The sequence below is a fragment of the Alteribacillus iranensis genome, assembly GCF_900113025.1.
In the GTDB taxonomy this organism is placed as follows: Bacteria; Bacillota; Bacilli; order Bacillales; family Marinococcaceae; genus Alteribacillus_A; species Alteribacillus_A iranensis.
Map to the genome: position 1 here is coordinate 67,596 of NZ_FONT01000002.1, position 22,890 is coordinate 90,485.

At 42.3% G+C, this 22,890-nt stretch carries 24 protein-coding genes; 10 read left to right on the forward strand and 14 right to left on the reverse strand.

Annotated features, from left to right (window positions below; all coding sequences use genetic code 11):
* Nucleotides 1–243: 243 nt before the first annotated feature.
* Nucleotides 244–630, reverse strand: a complete 387-nt coding sequence (locus tag BM095_RS04440; protein ID WP_091658101.1) for a winged helix-turn-helix transcriptional regulator — start codon at nt 628–630, stop codon at nt 244–246.
* A 223-nt stretch (nt 631–853) separates the two neighbouring features.
* Here BM095_RS04440 and fdhA point away from each other — a divergent pair, with 223 nt between their 5' ends.
* The 4 genes from fdhA to BM095_RS04460 all read left to right on the forward strand — a co-directional run bounded on the left by fdhA (nt 854) and on the right by BM095_RS04460 (nt 6,134).
* The gene (fdhA, locus tag BM095_RS04445; RefSeq protein WP_091658104.1) at nt 854–2,071 is read left to right on the forward strand and encodes a formaldehyde dehydrogenase, glutathione-independent; all 1,218 of its coding nucleotides are present in this window, start codon (nt 854–856) and stop codon (nt 2,069–2,071) included.
* A gap of 23 nt (nt 2,072–2,094) precedes the next feature.
* The gene (locus tag BM095_RS04450; RefSeq protein WP_091658107.1) at nt 2,095–2,508 is read left to right on the forward strand and encodes a GlcG/HbpS family heme-binding protein; all 414 of its coding nucleotides are present in this window, start codon (nt 2,095–2,097) and stop codon (nt 2,506–2,508) included.
* A 403-nt stretch (nt 2,509–2,911) separates the two neighbouring features.
* Nucleotides 2,912–4,546, forward strand: coding sequence for an amidohydrolase (locus tag BM095_RS04455; protein ID WP_091658110.1), 1,635 nt, complete (start codon nt 2,912–2,914; stop codon nt 4,544–4,546).
* A 124-nt stretch (nt 4,547–4,670) separates the two neighbouring features.
* Complete coding sequence (locus BM095_RS04460) at nt 4,671–6,134, forward strand: sodium:solute symporter family protein (RefSeq protein WP_091658113.1); 1,464 nt, start codon at nt 4,671–4,673, stop codon at nt 6,132–6,134.
* A 633-nt stretch (nt 6,135–6,767) separates the two neighbouring features.
* On the opposite strand, the gene BM095_RS04465 is transcribed toward BM095_RS04460, so the two are convergent.
* Entirely contained in the window at nt 6,768–6,968 is a 201-nt protein-coding gene (locus BM095_RS04465; protein ID WP_091658115.1) for a YjfB family protein, read from the reverse strand.
* A 169-nt stretch (nt 6,969–7,137) separates the two neighbouring features.
* Between BM095_RS04465 and BM095_RS04470 the strand changes: the two genes are divergently transcribed.
* A complete protein-coding gene (locus BM095_RS04470; RefSeq protein ID WP_091658117.1) occupies nt 7,138–7,524 on the forward strand; it encodes a heme-copper oxidase family protein in 387 nt (128 codons plus the stop codon).
* A 227-nt stretch (nt 7,525–7,751) separates the two neighbouring features.
* Entirely contained in the window at nt 7,752–8,216 is a 465-nt protein-coding gene (locus BM095_RS04480; RefSeq protein ID WP_091658122.1) for a hypothetical protein, read from the forward strand.
* A 64-nt stretch (nt 8,217–8,280) separates the two neighbouring features.
* Here the strand turns inward: BM095_RS04480 and BM095_RS04485 are convergent, their stop codons facing one another.
* From BM095_RS04485 to BM095_RS04510, 6 genes are all read right to left on the reverse strand, one after another.
* Nucleotides 8,281–9,129, reverse strand: a complete 849-nt coding sequence (locus BM095_RS04485; RefSeq protein ID WP_091658125.1) for a family 1 encapsulin nanocompartment shell protein — start codon at nt 9,127–9,129, stop codon at nt 8,281–8,283.
* Nucleotides 9,130–9,178: 49 nt separating this feature from the next.
* Nucleotides 9,179–9,787 carry an IMEF encapsulin system ferritin-like cargo protein gene (locus tag BM095_RS04490; protein ID WP_091658128.1) on the reverse strand — a complete coding sequence of 203 codons (609 nt, stop codon included), beginning with the start codon at nt 9,785–9,787 and terminating at the stop codon, nt 9,179–9,181.
* Nucleotides 9,788–10,059: 272 nt separating this feature from the next.
* On the reverse strand, nt 10,060–11,442 hold the full coding sequence (locus BM095_RS04495) for a vWA domain-containing protein (protein WP_091658130.1): 1,383 nt from the start codon (nt 11,440–11,442) through the stop codon (nt 10,060–10,062).
* A 178-nt stretch (nt 11,443–11,620) separates the two neighbouring features.
* Nucleotides 11,621–12,328: an aspartate/glutamate racemase family protein gene (locus tag BM095_RS04500; RefSeq protein WP_177194689.1), complete on the reverse strand. Its 708-nt coding sequence runs from the start codon at nt 12,326–12,328 to the stop codon at nt 11,621–11,623.
* A gap of 101 nt (nt 12,329–12,429) precedes the next feature.
* A complete protein-coding gene (locus BM095_RS04505) occupies nt 12,430–12,810 on the reverse strand; it encodes a retropepsin-like aspartic protease (RefSeq protein ID WP_091658136.1) in 381 nt (126 codons plus the stop codon).
* The gene (locus tag BM095_RS04510; RefSeq protein ID WP_091658138.1) at nt 12,807–13,064 is read right to left on the reverse strand and encodes a hypothetical protein; all 258 of its coding nucleotides are present in this window, start codon (nt 13,062–13,064) and stop codon (nt 12,807–12,809) included. The genes BM095_RS04505 and BM095_RS04510 overlap by 4 nt, the downstream gene beginning before the upstream one ends.
* 166 nt (nt 13,065–13,230) lie before the next feature.
* On the opposite strand from BM095_RS04510, the gene BM095_RS04515 reads away from it, so the two are divergent.
* The 3 genes from BM095_RS04515 to BM095_RS04525 all read left to right on the forward strand — a co-directional run bounded on the left by BM095_RS04515 (nt 13,231) and on the right by BM095_RS04525 (nt 16,467).
* The gene (locus tag BM095_RS04515; protein ID WP_091658141.1) at nt 13,231–14,556 is read left to right on the forward strand and encodes a short-chain fatty acid transporter; all 1,326 of its coding nucleotides are present in this window, start codon (nt 13,231–13,233) and stop codon (nt 14,554–14,556) included.
* 374 nt (nt 14,557–14,930) lie between these two features.
* Entirely contained in the window at nt 14,931–15,896 is a 966-nt protein-coding gene (gene uvsE, locus BM095_RS04520) for a UV DNA damage repair endonuclease UvsE (RefSeq protein ID WP_091658143.1), read from the forward strand.
* Nucleotides 15,897–15,987: 91 nt separating this feature from the next.
* Nucleotides 15,988–16,467, forward strand: coding sequence for a YugN family protein (locus tag BM095_RS04525; protein ID WP_091658146.1), 480 nt, complete (start codon nt 15,988–15,990; stop codon nt 16,465–16,467).
* Between the two features lie 74 nt (nt 16,468–16,541).
* On the opposite strand, the gene BM095_RS04530 is transcribed toward BM095_RS04525, so the two are convergent.
* The 4 genes from BM095_RS04530 to BM095_RS04545 form a co-directional block, all read right to left on the reverse strand.
* Nucleotides 16,542–17,561 carry an aliphatic sulfonate ABC transporter substrate-binding protein gene (locus BM095_RS04530; RefSeq protein WP_091658149.1) on the reverse strand — a complete coding sequence of 340 codons (1,020 nt, stop codon included), beginning with the start codon at nt 17,559–17,561 and terminating at the stop codon, nt 16,542–16,544.
* A 14-nt stretch (nt 17,562–17,575) separates the two neighbouring features.
* Entirely contained in the window at nt 17,576–18,340 is a 765-nt protein-coding gene (locus BM095_RS04535; RefSeq protein ID WP_091658151.1) for an ABC transporter permease, read from the reverse strand.
* Nucleotides 18,273–19,118 (reverse strand): ABC transporter ATP-binding protein, encoded by an 846-nt coding sequence (locus BM095_RS04540; protein ID WP_091658154.1) that lies wholly within the window; start codon nt 19,116–19,118, stop codon nt 18,273–18,275. The genes BM095_RS04535 and BM095_RS04540 overlap by 68 nt, the downstream gene beginning before the upstream one ends.
* A 215-nt stretch (nt 19,119–19,333) precedes the next feature.
* Nucleotides 19,334–19,882, reverse strand: a complete 549-nt coding sequence (locus BM095_RS04545; RefSeq protein ID WP_091658156.1) for a helix-turn-helix domain-containing protein — start codon at nt 19,880–19,882, stop codon at nt 19,334–19,336.
* 138 nt (nt 19,883–20,020) lie between these two features.
* On the opposite strand from BM095_RS04545, the gene BM095_RS04550 reads away from it, so the two are divergent.
* Entirely contained in the window at nt 20,021–20,803 is a 783-nt protein-coding gene (locus BM095_RS04550) for a dioxygenase family protein (protein ID WP_091658159.1), read from the forward strand.
* A 133-nt stretch (nt 20,804–20,936) separates the two neighbouring features.
* On the opposite strand, the gene BM095_RS04555 is transcribed toward BM095_RS04550, so the two are convergent.
* Both BM095_RS04555 and BM095_RS04560 read right to left on the reverse strand, forming a co-directional pair.
* On the reverse strand, nt 20,937–21,806 hold the full coding sequence (locus BM095_RS04555; RefSeq protein WP_245757809.1) for an NAD(P)-dependent oxidoreductase: 870 nt from the start codon (nt 21,804–21,806) through the stop codon (nt 20,937–20,939).
* A 145-nt stretch (nt 21,807–21,951) separates the two neighbouring features.
* Nucleotides 21,952–22,866 (reverse strand): cation diffusion facilitator family transporter, encoded by a 915-nt coding sequence (locus BM095_RS04560; protein ID WP_091658161.1) that lies wholly within the window; start codon nt 22,864–22,866, stop codon nt 21,952–21,954.
* Between the last annotated feature and the right edge of the window lie 24 nt (nt 22,867–22,890).

Here is a 22,890-nt window from a genome sequence, read left to right on the forward strand (position 1 = left end):
AACGAAGCGCCTTGCGCAGCTGTGACAGGTTCACCTGTCCTCATCATAGGCCATACTGGGGGCGGAACATTCGTCCCTTAGCTATACCACGTTTTGGGTAAAACGAACCCTGTTTTCGTTCTGTTTCATGAGAAATTTACTAGTTCATTATACTCTTTATCCTTCCTCTTGAGAACTATTTTTACTTTTTATGAGATATCTATAGTATCGTTGTCTCATTTTTCAGAAAAACGAAACCAGGCGTTAACTGATAGGCGTATTTTTTTCCACTGCGTTTGCGAAAGAATGGATGTGTTCTTTCCCCCAATCATACATGTGATGAATGATTGGCATTAAACTTTCTCCTCTTTTTGTCAGTGAGTATTCTACTTTTGGCGGAACTTCGGGGTAAACTTGTCTATTCACTATACCGTCTTCTTCCAATTCGCGGAGCTGTGTGGTAAGCACTTTATGGGTGATTTTCGGGAACAACCTCCGGATCTCGTTGAAGCGGAGCGTTCCATCTGTTCCTAAGTAATAGATAATGGTGATTTTCCACTTTCCACTTATTAACGACAGAGTCAGTTCTTTCTCACAGTTAAACTGGCCATTTTTAATTTTCTTTAACGTTTCTTCACGAACATCTCCCAACCGCTGTCACCCTCCTATAGTTTCCTTAAGGTTACCTTATTACAATAAAGTGCATTCTTTCGGTGACTGATTGCTCTTGGTAAAGTTAAATCAGGGAGTTCATCGGGGACTAAGATTCCTTCTTCCTTTTTTTACCTCCCTTTTATTTTACTGGAGTACTTATTATTCTTCAATGCAAAGGATCTGTTAACCGCTCATTACTTAACTATAGGAGGAATGCGTAATGGCAGGAAATCGGGCTGTTGCTTACATGGGTGCTGGAAAAGTCGAAGTGCAGGACATTGATTATCCGGATCTTGTTCTGCGGGATGGACCCGGCGTAAACCCGCTCAACGTCGGAAGGAAGTGTGAACATGGCGTCATTATAAAAGTGATTACGACCAATATTTGCGGCAGTGACCAACACATGGTACGGGGACGCACCACCGCCCCTGAAGGTCTTGTATTAGGACATGAAATTACAGGAGAAGTCATTGAAACCGGACGAGACGTGGAGTTTATACAGAAAGGCGATATGGTGTCAGTACCATTTAATATTGCCTGCGGACGGTGCCAAAATTGCCGGGAACAGCATACTCACGTCTGTCTTAACGTGAACCCTGACCGTCCCGGGTCTGCCTATGGATATGTTGACATGGGCGGCTGGGTAGGCGGTCAATCGGAATATGTGATGGTCCCTTACGCTGATTTTCAGCTGCTAAAATTCCCTGATAAAGATCAAGCGATGGATAAAATTATGGACTTAACGATGCTCTCTGATATTTTCCCAACGGGTTATCACGGCGCCGTAAGTGCTGGGGTTCATCCGGGAGCGACGGTTTACGTAGCGGGTGCAGGACCAGTAGGGCTGGCAGCAGCTCATTCTGCTCAGTTACTAGGAGCTTCTGTTGTTATCGTTGGCGACCTCATTCCCGAACGGTTAGAACAGGCTCGCAGCTTTGGATGTGAAACGATCAACTTGAGAGACCACGATGACCTTGGGGAGCAGATCGATCAGATTCTCGGCACACCAGAAGTAGATTGTGCAATCGATGCTGTTGGTTTTGAAGCTTCCGCTCACGGACAGAATGCACAAGAAGCTCCTGCCACTGTCTTAAATTCCATTATGGACATCACTAGGGCAGCTGGTCAGCTTGGCATCCCTGGACTGTATGTCACAGAGGACCCAGGCGCTGCAGATGAAGCTGCGAAACAAGGTTCCTTAAGCATACGTTTTGGATTAGGCTGGGCGAAAGCACACACCTTTGTGACAGGTCAAACCCCTGTGATGAAATACCACCGTGATTTAATGAATTCTATTTTGCATGGAAAGGCAAATATTGCGAAAGCGGTTAATGCCACACTGATTTCCCTAGATGAGGCTCCTCATGGATACCAGCAATTTGACAGCGGAGTGGCTAAAAAATTTGTTATTGACCCACACGGACTCGTGCGTAACTAATTTAAACGAGGAGGTTTATACTTATGAACGGAATAACATTAGAAGAAGCTAGAAAGATCATTGAAGGTGCTGAACAAGAAGCAAAACAGATTGGTGTTTCCATGGTTATCGCTATTGTAGACGAGGGAGGAAATTTCGTAGCAAAACATCGAATGGATGATGCTTGGATTGCCAGTGTTGATATCGCAGAAAATAAAGCATGGACCTCGGTTGCTTTAAAGATGCCTACTTCCCAATTAGCGGAAGCAACCGTGCCAAATGCAGAATTATATGGATTAAATACAACCAATAATGGACGCATTGTCGTATTCGGAGGCGGCATCCCTCTCGAACGTGACGGCAAAGTGATTGGCGCTATCGGCGTTAGCGGCAGCACCGTGCCACATGACGTACAAGTAGCAGAAGCTGGCGTACGTGCTTTTGAACAAATAAATTAATCCTCCACCCCCTCCCCCGCAATATTATAAAAGGTTGGAAGAACGTCCTGTAAAACGTAAACAGGGCGTTCTTTTCCTGTCTCTTTTCGTAAATAATTATCACCTTCTCTCGCATCCTACCTTAATATGGTTCACTCAGCCCACCGTAAGATCCATTAACAGATCAAAACTTCAGCAAAATAGATATTTTTTGATCCATTTTTGACAATTGTCGATTCGATTTAAGATCAAATATGTATTTTTCAAATTATTTGTCGTTATGTGTAAGTATCATGTAAGCGTTTTGACAACGTTTTACATATATTCCCATAAAACAAACTTGGCATGAATATTGCAATATTAAAAGAAAAGAAAAACTTGTCACAAAAATCTCATAGATTCCAACATCAAGGAAGGTGATGTGATGTGTGCTGATACGATTATTCAAAACGGCAACATTTATACAATGAATGATAGCAATCCTCAGGTTCATGAATTAGCTATCAAAGATGGAAAAATTGTCTCTGTTGGAGAGAAAGCGAAAGATTGGCAAGGTGAGAATACAAAAGTAATAGATGCCGGAGGACGTACTATTCTTCCAGGTATCATAGAAAGTCACGCTCATCCTATCATTTATGCTGCTGATCTTCTGCTTCTAGACTTACGCCCTGAAGCTGCGCCTACGATCGATGATATATTGATAAAAGTAAAAGAGCGAAGCCAAGAAATTCCAAAGGGCGAATGGATTATCGGTCACGGTTGGGATGAAGGGCGCTTGAAAGACAAACGTTTTCCTACACTGAAAGAATTAACCGAAGTCGCTCCAGATCATCCCGTCATCCTACAGCGACAATGTAAACATAATGCTGTAGTAAATAAAAAGGCGCTGGAAGCTTCAAACCTTCCGGAAAACCCGAAAGATCCAGATGGCGGACGTTTTCTTCGTGATAAGGAAACAGGAGAGTTTAATGGTTACGCGCAAGAAAATGCTGCGAAGATGTTTCACATACCAGAGCCTGCGCCTGAACAATTAAAAGAAGCTTTCAAAGAATCCCAAAAGCAGTTCTTGAAATGGGGAATTACCACAGCCCATGACATGGCCGTAAATGTTGAACAAATGAAGGTCTATCAGGAGCTTTATAATGATCAAATTCTGGATATGAAAATTCGTCTCTGGATATGGGGCATTACGCAAACTGGCTTTCAGGGCTATGAAGAGGAGATGTTCTCGCTTGGTCTCCAAAGCGGGTTCGGAGATGACCGTCTGAATATTCAAGGTATGAAATACATGCTTGACGGCGGTGTCGGAGGAAGGTCTGCTGCTTTTTCGGATTCATTTGAAGGTGAATCAGATAATCACGGCGTTCTTTATATGAACCAGGAAAAAATTAATCACCATGTACGCCGTTCGATTGAAAATGGTTTGCGCGTTTCTATTCATGCAATCGGAGATTTAGCAATCGAACAAGCTGTCACCGCCATTGAAAATGCAGGAGATCAAGATCTGATCCGTTCGATGAGAAACCGGATCGAACACTGTTGTCTGCCATCAGATAACCATTTAGAACGGATAGCAGACAATAACATCGTTGCCGGTTCCTCTATTGGATTTATCTATTCACTCGGTGAAAGCTATCTTCTCAATTTAGGAAAAGAGCGTACGAGCAAGGCGTTTCCACAAGCTTCCTTTAAGAATTATGGCATTGTTGCTCCTGGGAATTCCGACATGCCTATCTGTAACGGAAACCCTTTTCTAGGAATGTATGCTGCCATCACTAGAAAAACCGTTGGTGGTCAAGCTTGTGGAGAGGAGGAAAAAATCAGCGCAGAGGATGCGTTAAAAGCTTATACAAGGGACGCTGCTTATAGCGGGTTTGATGAAAATCTTATCGGGAGCCTGGAGGTTGGAAAACACGCTGATCTCATCGTAATTAATGAAGATCCTCTGGAAATTGAGAAAGAAGATATCAAAGACCTCGAAGTAGAATTAACCATGGTGGAAGGGCAAGTCAAATATGAAAAAATACGAAACAAAGAGCATCATACCATTCTCGGATGACACCTTATTTAAGAAGTTTCATGGTAATAAAACCTAATTTCCAGTTGACCCAGAATGGTGAAAGCGATATCATTAATCTCTCAACTAAGATATTACTCATTTAAGAAGGCAGGGTGTTAAAATCATGTTTACAGAAGAACAGAAGTTAATTATCGGTATTACTGTAATTGTTTATTTTTTCTTCCTATTTGGAACTGCCGTATTTATTAATCGACGAGTGAAAACGTATGACGATTATAATGTAGCGGGACGGACTGTTTCTATGTATCCCCTCATTTTAACTTTTATTGGTACAGCTGTCGGTGGCTCCATTCTACTTGGATACATGACAGATGGTTACCGTTTAGGAATGGGACAACTATGGTTAGGTTTTTCCTTAGGTATTCCTATGCTTCTCATGGGCTTTTTCCTATTAACCAGGATTAGAAAGCTTGGCGAAAAATATAACATGGTGACAATGGGAGACTATACTGCACTTCGTTACGGTGAAGGTGCTCGTATCCCGACTGTTATAGCTGTTTTATGTGCCTATTGTGCAATTACAGGGATGCAGTTCGTCTCTATTGCGACAATTTTAAATTTAACGAATGGACTTAACATGACGATTGGTATTCTTATTGGCTGGGTTTTACTCACAATGAAAACGTACTTTGGCGGACTAAAAGCTGTCATATGGCAAGACGCGGTGCATGGCACCATTCAAACAGTAGGTATCTTCGTATTGTTCGTCGTCGTTATTCTAGCTTCTGGCGGTTGGGAAGGCATTTCTCAAAACGCACAATCTCTAGGTGAAGCAGAAAGCCTAAGCATATTTAATATTTCTACGACTGAACTTGCGGTGCTCTTCTTAACATTAGGTGCCTATCAATTTGTACGACAAGACGTATGGCAACGTTTCTGGGCTGCAAAGAGCTTAAAAGTCGCAAAAAATGGATTTTTACTTTCTGCAGTTTTAGCCATCATTACTAGTGTCATTACGGTTGCTATTGGTGTCTTCGCTAATTATGGACTAAGAATTGACAATATTGATCCAGCGTTAGTCTATTACTACGTAGTAGGGGATGTCTTCCCATTCCCATTAGTGATTGTAATGATGATTGCCTTATTGGCAACTGTTATTTCTTGTGCTGACTCCTTCTTCCTGGCTGCATCATCTTCTATTGTAAATGACCTTATTAAGCCACGTTTGAAGGACGAAAACAAAACAAAAAATATGTTGTTGTACAGCCGTATGTCGGTTGGGATTGTTTCCCTTATTTCCGTGCTGTTAGCTCTTTATATTCCACAGCTCGTGCAGCTATGGATTACCGGAACAGCCATGCTCGTATCTGCATTACTTGCACCGATCGTTATTGGATTGTTCTGGAAGCGCCCAACTCGTAAAGCTGGCTTAGCCTCCATGTGGACTGGCCTGGTAGTAGCAGTTATCTGGCAACTCGCTGGTCACCCATTCGGATGGCATCCCGTGTTCCTTGGACTGCCAATTTCTATTATTGTTCTTCTAGCTGTAACCTTCATGACGAAGCCAGAAAGCAATATTATAGAAGAAATCCAAGAGGATACACCAGCTCAAAGAAAAACTTCTTAAGAACAAGATCGATGTAAATAGAATGCACAGGACACCTCATATCCTTTTTCTCATACAAAGGCGCCGGTTCTCTTTAAGAAGAGGCCGGCGCTTTTTCATTGTGTTTATAAGACTCTCAATAATGATCCAAAACAAGGATGTGTCAGAGGCTACCAGAAAACAGTGCTTTCTTAAACAACGTTTGATTAATATTAAAGCGCTGAGTCGGAAAGGTTCTTGGTTAAGGAACAGGAGGTTTGCGGATGCGATGGAGCGCTGAGCCTGGAAGTAGCAATAGCGTGACCGGATCAGACGTCTCGGAATCATTTGGGTATGGTCTCGGCTTTGCGTGACTTCCTGAAGATTATGGATATCCACTGGGAAACGTTCCTTCCTTTGCGTGACGCGAGCAACTCATGTCCTCTCTGACTGGGTACCTTTCGGCGCGTTCCGTGACCTCCTCCTGGTTCGCCACTAGTTTTGGGGCAACTTCCGAATGCTTACGTAACCCCACCCCTTTGTTAGGCTGTTTTGTAAAGATTGTTGTTTTAGAGACGAGTACAGATGAGCAGCAGCCGTCTCCTAAGAAATGCGGCCGCTGCTTACGAATTGTATGCGTTCCAAGCAACTAAGCTTGCGAATACAGCTTTGTTATCATAATTTTAAATCAATACGGCTGCCTAGATGCGGTTGAGCTGCCTGCTGTACTTTCTGCACATCGGCAGAAGACATTAATTTTTCAAGAGCTTTTCCTTGTCCTTCAGCTTGATCCATCGATTTCTTCATTAAAGCGACGGACGTATCTTGTTGTACTTTTCCTTGACTCATAGCCATTGATAATAGAGCGATATCCATCTAATTCCCCCTTTCCCACTTACACTTGGTATCGTCGTCATGCTAAAAATTTTTACCTTCCTACTTCCTCTTTTATATCTGTATTTGTGTAGAAAGATAACATTTTTTGAGTGACACGCTCATATAATTCGTGTGGTACTACACCTCTAAAGAGAGGAGGACGACCGTCTTGGGAATTCGTTTAATGAAGATAGCGGTTATATATTTCATCATAGGCGTGTTACTTGGGTTGTTCTTATCTGTCACTCACTTGATGAATCTAACCTCTGTTCATATTCACTTAAACTTGCTTGGATGGACGTCACTGGCCATCGCTGGTCTCTTGTATCATTTATTTCCTATGCTTGAAAGAACTCCTGCCGCACGTTGGCATTTTTGGCTTCATAACATAGGGCTTCCCGTAATGATGTTTGCAATTGTATTGGGGGCTGCAACTGAGATACCAACTTTCTACCTCCTCGCTACTATTGGTGGGGTTATCACGATTCTCGGTATATTGTGTTTTATTATTAATGTACTTCGGAACATCGATCACACCGCCAATTCCCAGCTATAAACACAAAAAGCTAGTATTCCTTCTCCCATCTTTCTTCTCCATACCGTAAAAACACAAAATTCTCGGCTTCATTTCTACTCATTAAAATTTTAGACATTTCTAACAATAATCCCTTGACCTGCCTTTCTTTATCGATTACAATTATGATAATGAGAATCGTTATCACGTCATGGGTATAAAATAACTTAAATAGTAAATACTTAAGGATAAAAAGGAGAGTCATCGTCATGAACAGACAGGTTACAGGCTTTGACGATATGAATTCTATTCTTCGCAATGAGAGAAAAGTAGGCGGTGTCATTGAAAGTGATTATCTTCGTCTCACTTCTGGAGAAGAATACGAGAATGTGGTCGTGACAAAAGTAGAGTTAATTGGTTCGGCAGTGTGTTCGATGACGTGTGTAACAGAGGATGGGCAGACTCTTATGGTGAATGTAAAAGAAGTCAGCCTTATTCATCAGCCCCAACATAAAAAGATATGCGAACTCAACAATGAAGCATTTAAGCATAGAAAAATGCAGCAGAAATTAAAATATTTAAAACGCCTGTTTGAATTAAATGAAGATAGCTTAAATCCTCTCTTCTTAGAAGAAGCGATGTTGCTTATTGAAGACATTGGCTTAAAGAATGTGCACCAAGAAGTCGATGTCAGCTCCGTGATCCCTGAAGACAAAATATATACGATAGCCTAGATAAAAGGAAACCAACCGTGTTACTCCCACGATTGGTTTCCTTTTAACATGTCTTCATCCGCATCTACTCTTCAGGTTCTTCTATCGTACATATCGCTGTTGGACGTTTAATGCGGAGAACGATGGCTTCGTAAACTCTAAATAAATAATTCATGTTTTCTTCATCTAAAAAGGATGTATCAAAATCACTGGCAATAGCAAGGTCTACATTTTGCTGTCCTGCATCCACAACGACTCCTCGGCTTCCTCGGATCATCGGCGACTGGAAGACTCCCGCCGTCATCAATTCACGGATGTGCTCAATTTCCAATACGTTTGTATCCTGATGAACGCGATGAATCAATGCATACAATTCGGGTGATAGTACGAGCGCGAACGGACCGGTGTGCCCCATTTGCAGCAGTTTATTTCTAGCTTCAACTACATCTCCAAAAGCATTCCCGGATTTCATCCAATCACTACGAATATGAGTAAGTCTTCCTTTCACATTCATAAGACCTTTTAGCTTAAACTCCTTCGATCCATTAAAAATGAGATCGTCCTCTAACAAAGAACACTGTTGCGCTGCGTTGGCAGAAGCTGAGAAGTCTATGGGACTATCCAATGTTTTTGCTTGTTCAATATCACGCCAAAACAAAATAAAATCCTTATACAATAAAGGTACTGTTAAGTTGACACGACGAGTTGGCGTGGAAAGTTCGGAATCCGAGCCATGAAAGCTCATACCTCCTCTTCCTGGTGCTTCGTAAATGTCAGTTGGGACGGATTGGACTCCTTCTCCCAGTGGTCCGTATATATCAATAAATCTTCTTCCAACCAGCTGTTTTTTCGCATGTTCAAACACCGTTTGGTCAAGTGCATTCCATTGCTCATTATTTAACGGCGAATCGGCAAATATTGTTGTTTTATCCATAAACAAACCCCCAGTTTAACTTTTACCATTACTTCTGGTAATCCTATCGCTATCTATTTTTTAAACTTCCGACTGTCAGCTTCTTCTTATGCTTTTCAGTTTTTTCGCTCTCCGTTTCAACTTGAGTTTCCACTTGTTCTGCGGGTTCCCCCGTATACGCTTCTACTTTCAAGCTTTCATCCAATTCTTCTTTCTCATCAGTGGGTGTTGCCGCTTTATAGTCGAGCCCTACGTTAAACTCTTCATTCATTTGCTCCAGCAGCTGTTTGGAGGTCTCATAATCTTCGGCTGTCATGTTTCGCAAGGACTTAATTTTTTCTTCAAATTCGGTACCTTCAAAGGTGTACAAGGAGAGATCTAAATGCTCTAGGAAGTTATGTAAACCGAATTTTTCTAAACTGATGTCTTGCAACAACCGAACGAATTCACTGTTGTTCCCAGAAGGTGTATCCTTTTTATTTTGAAATGCTTCAAGCGCTGGAAGCAGTTGGTCCAACCGATCCAGACGGTGGTCTTCCTCCTCATAAATGTGATGCCAGTACAACCTTTCATGCTCATCTTTTGCATGTTCTATCACTGGTGTAATAATATCTTTAAATTCACTTAGGGCATCACGTGTTGCTTTAAAAATACGTTCTGCCTCGGAAAACATATCCATACATCCACCTCCACTTCTCTATCATAATCTTTTTATTCCTAATTACTAGTGTATGCTCACCAAATGGCACAAATCAGAGATTTCTGAAAAACAAATAGCGACTATAATATAATTTCTCTGTCTTCATTCTTTTTCCTCCCTTTTCTCCTCTCTAAACCACCTTTCTCTTACACGGAAAGTCCTTCTCTCCCATACATGTCGTCTTCTTGATACGAGGAACCGTTTTTACAAAATAACCGCAGACAGCATATTCTCTGCCTGCGGTCATTCATTTAATTTCGATATTTTTCTTTCATTTCATCGCCTTTTTCTTGAATAGTGTCTTTCATACGATCGCCTTCTTCTTTAATTTTATCTTGAAGGGCGTCCATGTCATCTCTAAATTCTTCCAACACGTCCTGCCGTTGAATCACCATGCTGCGAACTTCCTGGCTGACTTCATTATCTATCTTCTCATTATTTTTCAAGTATTGCACCGCTTCTTTTAAACGAGACTCTTCTTTGAATGTCAGGTTTGCAAAGTTAGACTCTTTACTGTATAGCTCGTTTAATTTGCTAGATTGTTCACTGGATACTTCGTTATAATTGGATGCCGTCCATGAGCTCCACTCATTATACAGTCGCACTCGTTCTTTTTCCCATAAGCGGTTGAAATCGCTTGCTGAATGGACAGTTTCAAAGGAGCCGCCTCCTACATCAGCAATTTCTCTTAATTCTTTTTGGTCAGAGCTTGAGACGTCAAAGCCTATGATATTCACTGCGGCTTCAATATCTGATTCTTGTAGATCTTTCGCTGCTGCTACGGGGTTGCCTCCACAAGCTTCTACCCCGTCACTGACAACGTAAACAATATTCTGTTGAGCATCCCCTGCGTTTGCAAAATCACCTTTTGCTTCTTCTATCGCTTTGGCTAGAGGAGTATATCCTGTCGGTTCAAATTGTTTTAGAGATTCGTTAAAAGTGTTGCTGTCGTAGGTTTCCAATCCATAAACTAACTCTGTGCTGTCGCACGATATTTCCTTGTCTTCTTTCTCACTGCTGCCCTCGTGCCCAAAAACGCGAAGACCTACATGGACTCCTTCAGGCATGGATGCCACAAAATCATTTATCGCATCTTTCGCGAGCCCCATTTTCGTTCGGTCATCTATCACTGCGGACATACTTCCGCTCGCGTCTAACAAAATGACAATATTCGCTGGCGGTAGACCACCTTCTGTCCCATCGAGGTCTAATCCTTCCGGTGTACCTGAAATAGCAGACTCTATCTCTGCATTAAACTCTTTGGTTGATTGATACATGTCTTTATATGTTTCCGACTCATTCAGAAGAGGCAGGATTTTAGCATACACTTCAAAGCTATCGTCCCCGGCGAAATCCATTTCGTCCAACGCCCGGTGTACAACGGCTTTATTATACTTCGTGCCTGCGTATTGTCCAGGCTCCTCTTCGATAATTTGCTCGATACTGGTAGCCACTTCAAAATCATCTGTTGACTCATCATTGGTTACTTCTTCTACCGTTTCCTCGTTTTTCTCTTCTGTTTCTTCCGTATTTTCCGGTTCAGCATCAGCGGAGGACTCTTCGTCTCCCCCACATCCCATTAAAGTAAAAGCAATGAGTGAAGACAGCCCTATTGCCGCAAGCTTCTTTTTCATAAAACAATCCCCCTGTTGTTCCACTTCTATGAACATAACATAACAAGCGGGGCATGCCTATTCTGCTAGAGTCCTGCTTCTTCCCTCGTAAATAAGATGCAGGAGAAAGGTAGCCATACTTCTTTACTGAATACAAATTCCTTATTCACACTGAAAGTAAAAAGAAACTTCGAGTTTCTTAAAGACCGGCATGAACAAAATTCACTAAACTGATATAATCATAAACCGGTCGCTTAATATGCTGCTGAACTGCCTTTGAATAGGGAGATAATATACTGCATTCTATTACCACGATCGCTGTGTCGGGATGTTCCATAACGAGTTCCATCGCTGTCTGCACCGTCTCTTGCTCAAGTTTTTCACTGTCTAAGATTCCGTTTTCTTGAATGGCTACTTCGACAAAGTGAGGATTTTGTTCCATGCCCTTCATATGTACGCTTGCAGGATCAATGTTTGCGGCCTGGAGAAGGTCATCCGATAGACGATACGACTCAGCGGTGATAATTCCTATCTTCTGTGAAGTTGGATCAATCATTTTTTCAAGCAGAGACAGTTGCAACAGACTGGACATAAATACAGGTACGTTCAGCTCTCTGACTAACTCCTCCTGAAATGTTAAGAAGTAACCACAGTTTCCCGTGATTGCCTTAACGTTACCTTCCTGGATTAATTGTTTCCCAGCGGTCACTACTTGAGGAAAAATATCTATGTTTTCATTATAAATGGCGTTTACAGTAAGGCCCGGGACGTATTGATAGCGGACAGGAAATGAAAAGGTCGCCGCGTGTCCTATATCTCCTTGTATGAAAGGTACGTGAGCATCCATCATAATAATCCCTATCTCTTCCCCGTAACTGATCTGTCCTTTTTGCGCCTTATAAATCATCGTGACCCTCCATATCTCAAAGCAGCATTGCAACCTACAAGGTCCTCTTTTCATCGATTCCCAATTTATATACAGATATACTCACCGAATTTTATTTTCTTTCATCTCAATTTCAAATGATCTAAATCAACGATAGCTCCGAGCTCCTTTAAAAAGTCATAACCAATAATCCCGTCGATGTCCATCCCATAATCCATTGTCCCTAATTCTATCATGTAGTCGTCAATACGGATTCCATTCCCAAGAGTTATAACGTCCATCGGTTTTGTATAAACAAATTCGTGTCCTCCGACTCCGTAAATCACTTCGACTTTATCGTCAGGCTCTGGTGCCACGCCGATTTCTTCTAAACGGTTTACATTTAAAATCGTTCCTGCCGAACCGGTATCAATTAAAATAAGAGGAAGGTCAATCGTGTTTCCACGGAAGGTGACGGAAGCTTCGATGAATGGCAGTCCATGTAATTCCCTAATCGCAATCATACTTTTTGGAACCTCACCCGTTTCCTTTCATGAATATCTAACAACTCTCGTGACGTGTGAAAGAAATACAATTCTCTTGTCGGATTTTCTTTTTGTAAATTAGCGTGACATCGCATGGCACTCATTGGCTCTTCAAACACCTCTAGCACCTCCATGTCATCAAGTATTCGATAGCCTTGATGGGAGTGAGACGAACGTGCTTCGATCACAACCCATTTGGAAGGATACCACTCTCGGATCCGATTCCACTCCATCGTGAATTCCTCCTAACCGTCTAACGATAATAGATGTTTGTATTCATTTCTCGCCCTTCTCCTCTTGTTCCTGCTAATCACTGTACTACAACGAGCATATTGCTCATATTTTTATAGTGCAGCTTGGTGAGGAAGCTGACAGCATGAGGTGAAGGAGGGGATTTTTTTGCAAGCTCTCACCAATTTTTTTGACAGGATGGTGCAGCGTTATCTTCCCGATGCTTTCCTGTTCGCGGTCTTATTAACTTTCGTTGTCTTTGTACTCGGTCTCTTTTTCACAGACAGTTCTCCTGTTCAAATGGTTGAGTATTGGGGCGTTGGTTTTTGGGACCTGCTGGAATTTGCGATGCAGATGTCACTCATCGTTGTAACTGGCTATATTTTAGCTAACACACCGATCGTACGCCGGATTTTAACAAAAATCAGTACGCTCGCCAACACACCCGGCCAGGCTATTGTACTCGTAACATTTGTTGCTGCTATCGCATGTTTGATCAGTTATGGTTTCGGTCTTGTCGTCGGAGCACTACTTGGTATCCATGTAGCCAGGAGAGTTCCGAATGTTGATTACCGTTTGCTAATGGCTAGTGCTTATAGTGGTTTTTTACTCTGGCACGGCGGGTTGTCTGCTTCTGCTCCGCTCTTGATCGCAACGCCTGGGCACTTTCTAGAAGATACGATGGGGACGGTTCCTGTTACGGAAACGTTATTCAGCAGCGCCAACTTATTTATTATTGTTGTTCTTTTAGCTACGCTTCCTTTGTTAAATCGGTATTTACTTCGTACGCGAGGATCATTAGAAAAGAATCAACCGTCGTTTCTGCAAAAACAAAAAAATGAACCGGAAGAGGTTCCTTTACCTGAACATCCTTCCCCAGCAGAACGTATAGAAAACAGTAAAATCGTTTCCTTGTTGATTGGGATTTTAGGCCTGGCATTCATTGTTTTTCATTTTGTTCAAAATGGTTTCGATTTAAATATCAACATCGTGAATTTTATTTTCCTTTTTCTTGGAATTATGTTTCACCGAACACCACGCCGTTTCCTTCGCAGTGTTTCGGACGCAGTGAAAAATGCCGGCGGAATCATCATTCAATTTCCTTTTTATGCGGGGATTATGGGAATGATGGTTGCTTCCGGGTTGTCCGAACAAATTTCGATGTGGTTTATCAATATGGCTACCGAATTCACACTCCCTCTCTTTACGTTCTTAAGTGCTGGCCTTGTTAACTTCTTTGTTCCATCCGGCGGTGGACAATGGGCCATCCAAGGGCCTATCATGATCCCGGCAGCCTTAGAGTTAGGAGTCGACACAGCGAAAACAACATTGGCTGTCGCTTGGGGCGATGCGTGGACGAATATGATTCAGCCTTTTTGGGCTTTGCCTCTTCTTGCGATCGCTGGCTTAAAAGTACGTGACATCATGGGCTTTTGTGTTATTATCCTCATTTACAGCTTCTTCCCTATTTCCATCGGACTTCTCTTCTTTTAGTATTCTCTCCCGCGCGGGTAGAAAGGTCTTTTCTTTCTGCCCGTTTCTTATTGGCTTAATTCTATCCAGAGTAGTTTTCCCTCCTGTTTTTCCCGGGTATAAACGCACCATGGATTGCGAACGTTATGAAGAAAAGCGGAAGCTCCTTTTTTAGCCGTGCCATGATCTGAAGGGGCAGCAAAGAAAGGTGCTCTTCCTTTCATTGTCTGCACTGCCAGATGGAAGATCGGCTAAAGAAAAAGGAACTTCTAACGTTTGCGTGATTTGCAAAGGATCCTTAACAGTTGTCTGCACTTTTAACAGAAGTATCATCGGCAGGGCAGACAAAATCCTTGCCTTTCCCGATATTTTGAATATTCCTGGGAGGTTTCATTATGACCGTTATTCGGCTCGGCTACGTGGCCATGATCGTTCAATTAAAGAACAGCTCTCCTTCTCAAACGATGACGTATAAACATTATTCCACGTTTCCTGATAAAGAAGCGGCTAAGCGCAAGCTAGAAAGAATTGCATCATCCAACCTCCAAAACTGCTTACGGCTGTTACGACATAATGCCGCTCATGATATTCATTTCTTTCGTTTGAGTTCACGTCTCATCCCTTTAGCGACTCATGAAGATTTGGCAGGTTGGGATTACCTTCAACCTCTCCAAGAGGATTTTGCAGCGATTGGTGAATTCGCGAAAAAACATGAGATGAGACTTGATTTCCACCCGGATCACTTTGTTTTATTAAATTCCCCGCGCAGTGAAGTAGTAAAAGCATCACTTCATACATTAAAACTTCATTATGATATGCTCCGAGCCATGAAAATTGATCCGGTTCACCGCTGTGTGATGCATGTCGGTGGTGTTTATAATAATAAAGAAAAAGCGTTGGAAACGTTTATTGAAAATTGGGGTGTCATACCAAAGAACATCCAGCACATGATCATGTTGGAAAACGATGATAAATCATTTACGCTCCATGACACGTTATACTTATGCGAAAAATTGAATATTCCTCTCGCTTTTGATATCCATCATCACTTAGCTCATCATGAAAAGGCTGCATGGGAGGAAGATTGGGAACGTGTACTTGGAACATGGAAAGATTCTCCACTTCCTGTAAAAATGCATATCTCCAGCCCTAAAAGTGAAAGTCAATACAGAGCTCATGCCGATTATATTGATCCTGGTATGTTCATGGATTTCTTAAAGAAAGTTAAAGGGAGCACGGAACAAATAGATTGTATGATTGAGGCAAAAAAGAAAGATGAAGCATTGTTTAAGCTGGTAACTGATCTTCACCACTACGCTGACATTGAATGGATTGATCAAGCTACATTCCGAATAACGTAGAGACTCATTACTGCCAAGTAAAGAGTATGGGTTCTTTCCCTCTCGTTCATACTAAGTGAAGAATACGTAAGATACAGGAGGAAGGCTATCTATGCTTACTTTAGAAACAGAATTAGAAGGAAAACATGGTGCATTCGGAACCGTTCATCATATTTTACAGCAACACGGATTTGAACTTGGGGACAATTGGGACTTTGACAATGGCTGTTTTGATGCTGTCATTTCCCAAGAGGGACCAGAATCAATGTATATCCGTTTACCTTTTAAAGTGGTGGAAGGAATGCTGGACCAACCCCGTGCTGAAATTGTCTTTGGAACGCCATATGTGATTAAGCACATTGTGAATTATGGATTAGATAAAGATGATGATTCCTTACAAACTGCATTAGGGTTTAACCAATTTCAAACTCCGATTGATAAAGACGGAAATATTGAACAAGAGCAAAAATGGGAAGAAGTCGGAAAAGATGTCGTCTCCAAAGTATTAAGGTACATACCTGTCACAGAAGGAGACGAAGCGGAAATCGATGAAGAGAATACCGAAGAGGAACTGGAAGCGGAGAAAAGATAGTCCATTTCTATACCACAAAAGCCCCCCAATCCTTCATTAAAAGAATTGGGGGCTCCTTACCTATTTCTTTTCCATTACTCCGAATCTGTTTCTAAATTATCGATAATAGACGTATCTACAAACCCTTCTAAATCTGGTTCTTCTTCAAAAAATTCAAGTTCATAAGAAGCGTCCGCCCAGCTTTGGAGAGCTTCCGCAGAAACGTCAGAGGAAATATTCATCCGATCCCACGCTTTTGTGAGGACCTCCTCTGAAAATTCAGTTTGTGACAATTCATAAATGAGATCATTTACTGCTTGAAGTGTTTCTTCTTCATTTTCTACGGCAAAGTCAACTGATTTCTGATGAGCTTTCAATACAGCTTCTACTTTTTCAGGATTGGCTTCGACGAACTCCTTAGAAGCGACAAGAACCACACTCGGCAGTGTTTCTCCGAGGAATACTTGATCCCACTCTGTCACAACATTCGCATTAAATTCTTCTACAAGGTACGTCCCCCACGGTTCTGGTGCCGCAGCTGCATCCACTTCGCCTTGTTCAAAACGAACCATCATCGATGCTGGATCGACACGAGATTGATGCTCAACCGTACCGCCCACTCGGTTGGATTCGAGCCCAAGTTCTTTCAACATAATTTCAAGTTGTACGTTGTGCGTGCACCCGTTACCTGGTGTACAAAACGATTTTCCGCCGAAGTCCTCGAGTGACTCGATACCAGAATCTTCTCTCGACACGATCAATGTTGCTCCATTTGCGGCCCCACTCAGAATTTTCACATCGCCACCGCTAAGAAAATAGTTAATAGCGGGACCGGGTCCGACATAACCAATATCTAATGATCCAGAATCCAACGCTTCAATAAAATCATTTCCGTTTGGAAAGTTTTTAAATTCTATATTTCCTTCCCCGAGCTCTTCCTCAAAATATCCATTTTGAATCCCGACGATGCCCGCTGCATGGTCAAGGTTTGGGAAATACCCAAGCTCGATCGGCTCTCCTCCTTCACCAGACGCCGTATCGTCCCCTCCTTGCCCGCAAGCAGCCAGTAAGCTTGTTAATACAGCAATAAACAAGATTGATATCCTCTTTTTCAATGTCCCCACTCCTTTTAAGATAATCCCCAACGTGAAAATACTTTCTTTTCTAACCTGTCAAAAATAACAAATTCCATAATAATACCAATCGCTGCAATAATAATCATAATAGCAATTACTAAATCCATATTGTAAAAGTCTCTCGCATCCATTAAGGTACGCCCTAAACCGCCCGTACCAATTAATTCAGCCGCCATTAATGCTCTCCAGCCAAATGCCCAGGCAAGACGTGTTCCAGAGAGAAAGGAAGGAACCGATGCAGGAATCATTACACGCCAAACAAGCTCTGCGCCTTTGTACCCCATCGTTCTCGCTGCTCTGATTAAGATCGGCTGGACGGACTTAATTCCTAGTCGCATGTTGGAGGTCATCACCCAAGTGCCCCCTAACGCAACAATAATAATAATCGACACATTCCCGCCTCCAAAAAGCATCAGCATAATCGGAAGCCAGACAATACTTGGGATCGACTGCAAAGCAATGACGAGCGAACCAAGTGTCTCATCTGCAAGCTTCGAGCGCGCAAGCAACAATCCAAGTAACGATCCAACAATCATAGCGATAATGAATCCAACGACTAACCTCTGAAAACTCGTGCCCAACGCCTCTAACAATATCCCCGTCTCAAAAAATCCGAGATACAATTCTCTCACTGAATTGATCGGAGAAGGAAAGGCGGTCACCGAAAAAAATTCATAAGAAAGGTTAAATCTATATATGATTTCCCATATCGCGATCAGTATGATAAAGAAGAGCACCCTTCTTACTGTTGTAATCATCGCCTAACTCCTCTCTCATGACCTTCTCTATTTCTTTCGCCAGCTTCTGTTGGATACGCTCCTCTAATTCTCCAAATTCTTTGCTGGACGTTTTTCTCGGGCGTTCCATTGGCACATCAAACACTTCCACAATTCTTCCTGGCCGTGTTCCCATCAATACAATGCGATCCGATAGTAATATGGATTCGCGTATGTTGTGTGTCACGAATACAACTGTTTTTTGTGTTTCTTCCCAAATGTACGTCACTTCTTTATGAAGCATCGACCGGGTTTGTTCATCAAGTGCTCCAAACGGTTCATCCATCAATAAAATATCCGGGTCCAACGCTAACGTTCGGGCAATGGACACTCTTTGTTTCATCCCTCCCGACAACTCGTGCGGGTAGGAATGGATAAATTTACTTAAATGAACGAGCTTCAAAAAATATTCTGCTCTTTCTTTCGCTTCTTCTTTGTTCATTTTTTTCTTTAAGCCAAACATCACGTTGTCTAATACCGTTTGCCAAGGCATGAGGGCGGATTCTTGAAATACAACCCCTCGGTCAGGTCCCGGCCCTGTCACTCTTCTTCCCCCTACTTCAACGACACCGCTTGTCGGCTCTTCCAGACCAGCGATAATATTCAACAAGGTGGACTTCCCACACCCTGAAGGGCCTAGAAGAGAGACGAACTCCCCTGACTTGATTTCCGCTTGTATATCTTTAAATACTGTAAAGGAAGTATCTTTCGTTTTATCGTAAAATGTTTTCTCCACTTGGTCGATGAGAACATCAGCCATTTATTGATCACCAACTTTTTAATTCCGATAATATTAATAAGTTTTATAGTAATAGTATATGTGGGAATGCCCCAAGTGTCAAACCTTTTATCTAAGTTACACAAAAAGACTCCCGCAGCTCGTCTGGCTAAGCGGGAGTCTTTTCCATGTTACCAACTATGCGGCTTGGTTATAGAACCTAAGAAAAGGCACCGGATTGCTTACTTCTTCGTTCTCTATAATAAGTCCTCATGGAGATTGTTGGAGTAAATGGCTATCAATATTATTGCTGGTGTTTCTCCAATGTTTTTCACGTAGTGAGGGACGATAGCATTCCAGCTGAATGAATCCCCTTCTTCCAATACGACCGAGTCCTCTCCCTGTTCTGCAAGAATGGTACCGTGGAGAACGAGATGACACTCTTCACCTTCATGGGCATGGGGTTCCTCTCCTGTTGCAGCACCCGGAGGCAATTCTACCTTCTGCATTCTTAGCCCTGCCCGGGAAGTCAAATGCTCTACTTTAACATTTTCCTTGTTATGAATTGTTTGCTGTCGTTCCTGCTTGCGGAACACTTTCATCCGTTGTTCTTTCTCTAAGAGTAGATAAGGAAGAGGAATGTCGAGAAACTGAGCGACAGTCTGTAAAGTATTGATGGAAGGAGAAGTATTGTTATTTTCCATATTACTAATAAAGCCTTTCGACAAACCTGTCCCCTCACTCATTTGTGCAATTGTAATATTTTTACGTTTTCTGATCGTGCGCACAGCTGAACCTATATCCATATCGATATCCTCCAAGTGTTTTCTCATATGAAACTTATTTACATATTAACAAAAATATTGTTGACAAGCCAAGACGCTTTTTGTTATCTTTTAAGAAATAAATATTCATATAAGAAAACTTATAAGGAGAGTTGTCGTATGATGCCTTCTCTATTCATCGCCCATGGGGCTCCGCTCTTGGCGATTGAAGATAATCAATATACACAGTTTTTAGAAGAGCTTGGCCGCACCCTTCCGCGTCCTCAGGCGATTGTTCTTTTCTCTGCTCATTGGGAAGCAAACACCCAGCAGGTGAGCGATGTCGATGAATACAGCACGATTCATGATTTCGGCGGATTCCCGCGGGCACTATTTGAAATAGAATATCCTGCAAAAGGAGATCATGAGCTTTCGAAAGACATTCAGGAATTGTTTTCCGCTCATAGTATTTCCTATAATGTTCACCCTGAACGGGGTCTTGATCATGGAGCCTGGGTCGTTTTAAAAATGCTTTATCCTGAAGCGGATATCCCTGTGATATCGATGTCCGTCAATCCAAGACTCACTCCCGCAGAACAGTATGAGATCGGAAAAGCATTATCCTCCCTGCGTGAAAGGGATGTACTTGTGATTGGGAGCGGCGGCACTGTTCATAATCTAGGGATATTAAGCATGCATGATGATAGTGATACAGTGGATGAGTGGGCACTCGAGTTTGATGCGTGGCTCGAACAGCATGTAAACGGGTGGAACCTTCCCACTCTCTTTGATTACGAAGATAAAGCCCCTGCCGCCAGCATGGCTGTCCCTCCTTATGGGAACGAACACTTTATTCCCATTTTTTACGCCATGGGAGCCGCAGATGATGTAAAAGAAGCTAAACTTCTTCATCGCAGTTACCGTTATCGCAATTTAAGCCACAGCGTGTGGCAATTCGGATAGACATACCATCGGACGAGACATCAAGTGAAGCCTTGAAGCGATCTCGAGCTGATGACACCTGAATCAGGACAGATATTTCTTAACTGCAAAAAAGCACGAAGGTGGATACACATACCTTCGTGCTTTTTATATATTAATAGAGGTCTCTTGCATATAATTTTACTAACGCTTGGGTCCCGCTGTTCGCGTCTCCCTCTTTTGCGAGTTTTTCATAGAGTGATTTAGACAACTCCAGACCGGGGGTCATCATATTCATTTCTTCCGCTGCTTCTAGAGCGATCGTCATATCTTTAATGAAGTGTTTGACGTAAAAGCCTGGTTCAAAATCTTTTTTCAACATCCGCGGCGCTAAATTACTCAAAGACCAGCTTCCAGCTGCTCCGGATTCAATGCTTTTCAACACATTTTCTGGATCAAGTCCTGCTTTTTGTGCATATACAATGGCTTCACAAACGCCTATCATATTCGATGCTATTGTGATTTGATTCGCCATTTTTGTATGCTGTCCTGCACCTGCCTCCCCTTGCAGGACAACGTTTGTCCCAAGAATATCAAACACAGGTTTCATTTTTTCATAGGCATCTTTGTCTCCTCCAACCATAATGGTGAGACGACCTTCTCTTGCCCCAATGTCGCCTCCTGACACAGGAGCATCAAGCGCATACAGTTTTTTCTCCTTCGCTTTCTCAGAAATTTGCTGAGCCAGCTTCGGTTTCGACGTCGTCATGTCGATTACGTATGTACCCTCTTCTGCACTTTCCAGAATACCATTGCTTCCAAAGTACACCTCTTCTACATCACTCGGATAACCTACCATCGTAATAACGACATCCGAGCTTCGAGTGACATCTTGTATTGTTTCTCCCCATTCCGCCCCTTCTGATAAAATAGGCTGGGCTTTTTCTTTCGTTCTCGTGTATACCATGACTTCGTAGCCATGCTGAAGCAGACGACGTGCCATGCTGCTTCCCATTACACCTGTCCCGACAAAACCGATTACCATACGTATCACCCTCATTTTAGAAAGTAAGTTCAAAATCATTATAACATTGCATCTTCCTGTCTGACGAACCAGAGAGAGACTTGTGCGTTAATACTCTTCTCACCTTTAGCTCAGTTTTCTTTATACATCCTCCTCAGAAGTTCTACTATAACGCCCATTTCCTATCTTTGGTAAATGACAAAGTCAGCCATTCATCATACCCATCGAGCTGCAGGTTCCTATCCATTTCTTCTCGGACAGTATCGAACTCATCCACCGTTTGCACGACCGTTTTTTCATTCAACACAAAATCAATCTCAATAAACACTGTCTTCCCTACCTTTGAAATTCTCACGAAAGATTCTTCGATTCTATATTTATCTTTTATTTGCTGTACGACTTTCTCAACATGTGTCTGAATGTTACCTGGTGGAGCCATCATGAGTATTTCTTTCGCATTACGAACGAACATTTGTGCCGGGACTTTCAGAAAATAGACAGAAACGGCTAAAACCATGAATGGGTCGATGTATGGTGTAATATACGCGAACGGCGAAGCGTGGAGAATGAGAGCAATCACAAAACCTACGAGCACGGCAGCACTTAAAAGCGTATCCATCAGCCATTGAGCCGCTTCCGCTTTTACAAATTCCGAGCTTCCTTCTTTTCTTTTCATGCTCCAATAAAACAATATACATAATCCTGTTGCGATCAATGCATAAATCGCAGCTTGTCCCAAAGCCACTTCCCGCCCGCCTTTAAACAAGTCAATAACTGCGCTCGACAACGCAAAAAGACACATCGCTATAATGGCACTCGCTTTAAACATAATAACTAACGGCTCGATGATCCCTTTCCCAAAATGAAACCTCTCTGTATCTACTTTTTGAGTAAAAGAATACGCAAACAATGATAAAAATGATAACCCGAGACTAACGAAGGAATACAAGCCGTCAAAAATTATCATTTGGGAGTTCGCAATGATCCCCCAAATGATTCCTAACACGGAGAACAAAACTCCTCCGAAAATAGATATTTTTAAAATATGATTATCTTGGTTTGTGTTCGATGAAGTCTGCATCTGATATGTTCTCCTTCTCTTCCC

Bases quoted from the DNA above. Each gene is read 5' to 3' on its own strand.
- fdhA (WP_091658104.1), top strand. From the start codon at position 854: ATGGCAGGAAATCGGGCTGTTGCTTACATGGGTGCTGGAAAAGTCGAA.
- BM095_RS04450 (WP_091658107.1), top strand. From the start codon at position 2,095: ATGAACGGAATAACATTAGAAGAAGCTAGAAAGATCATTGAAGGTGCT.
- BM095_RS04455 (WP_091658110.1), top strand. From the start codon at position 2,912: ATGTGTGCTGATACGATTATTCAAAACGGCAACATTTATACAATGAAT.
- BM095_RS04460 (WP_091658113.1), top strand. From the start codon at position 4,671: ATGTTTACAGAAGAACAGAAGTTAATTATCGGTATTACTGTAATTGTT.
- BM095_RS04465 (WP_091658115.1), bottom strand. From the start codon at position 6,968: ATGGATATCGCTCTATTATCAATGGCTATGAGTCAAGGAAAAGTACAA.
- BM095_RS04480 (WP_091658122.1), top strand. From the start codon at position 7,752: ATGAACAGACAGGTTACAGGCTTTGACGATATGAATTCTATTCTTCGC.
- BM095_RS04485 (WP_091658125.1), bottom strand. From the start codon at position 9,129: ATGGATAAAACAACAATATTTGCCGATTCGCCGTTAAATAATGAGCAA.
- BM095_RS04490 (WP_091658128.1), bottom strand. From the start codon at position 9,787: ATGGATATGTTTTCCGAGGCAGAACGTATTTTTAAAGCAACACGTGAT.
- BM095_RS04495 (WP_091658130.1), bottom strand. From the start codon at position 11,442: ATGAAAAAGAAGCTTGCGGCAATAGGGCTGTCTTCACTCATTGCTTTT.
- BM095_RS04500 (WP_177194689.1), bottom strand. From the start codon at position 12,328: ATGATTTATAAGGCGCAAAAAGGACAGATCAGTTACGGGGAAGAGATA.
- BM095_RS04505 (WP_091658136.1), bottom strand. From the start codon at position 12,810: ATGATTGCGATTAGGGAATTACATGGACTGCCATTCATCGAAGCTTCC.
- BM095_RS04510 (WP_091658138.1), bottom strand. From the start codon at position 13,064: ATGGAGTGGAATCGGATCCGAGAGTGGTATCCTTCCAAATGGGTTGTG.
- uvsE (WP_091658143.1), top strand. From the start codon at position 14,931: ATGACCGTTATTCGGCTCGGCTACGTGGCCATGATCGTTCAATTAAAG.
- BM095_RS04525 (WP_091658146.1), top strand. From the start codon at position 15,988: ATGCTTACTTTAGAAACAGAATTAGAAGGAAAACATGGTGCATTCGGA.
- BM095_RS04535 (WP_091658151.1), bottom strand. From the start codon at position 18,340: ATGATTACAACAGTAAGAAGGGTGCTCTTCTTTATCATACTGATCGCG.
- BM095_RS04540 (WP_091658154.1), bottom strand. From the start codon at position 19,118: ATGGCTGATGTTCTCATCGACCAAGTGGAGAAAACATTTTACGATAAA.
- BM095_RS04545 (WP_091658156.1), bottom strand. From the start codon at position 19,882: ATGGATATAGGTTCAGCTGTGCGCACGATCAGAAAACGTAAAAATATT.
- BM095_RS04550 (WP_091658159.1), top strand. From the start codon at position 20,021: ATGATGCCTTCTCTATTCATCGCCCATGGGGCTCCGCTCTTGGCGATT.
- BM095_RS04555 (WP_245757809.1), bottom strand. From the start codon at position 21,806: ATGGTAATCGGTTTTGTCGGGACAGGTGTAATGGGAAGCAGCATGGCA.
- BM095_RS04560 (WP_091658161.1), bottom strand. From the start codon at position 22,866: ATGCAGACTTCATCGAACACAAACCAAGATAATCATATTTTAAAAATA.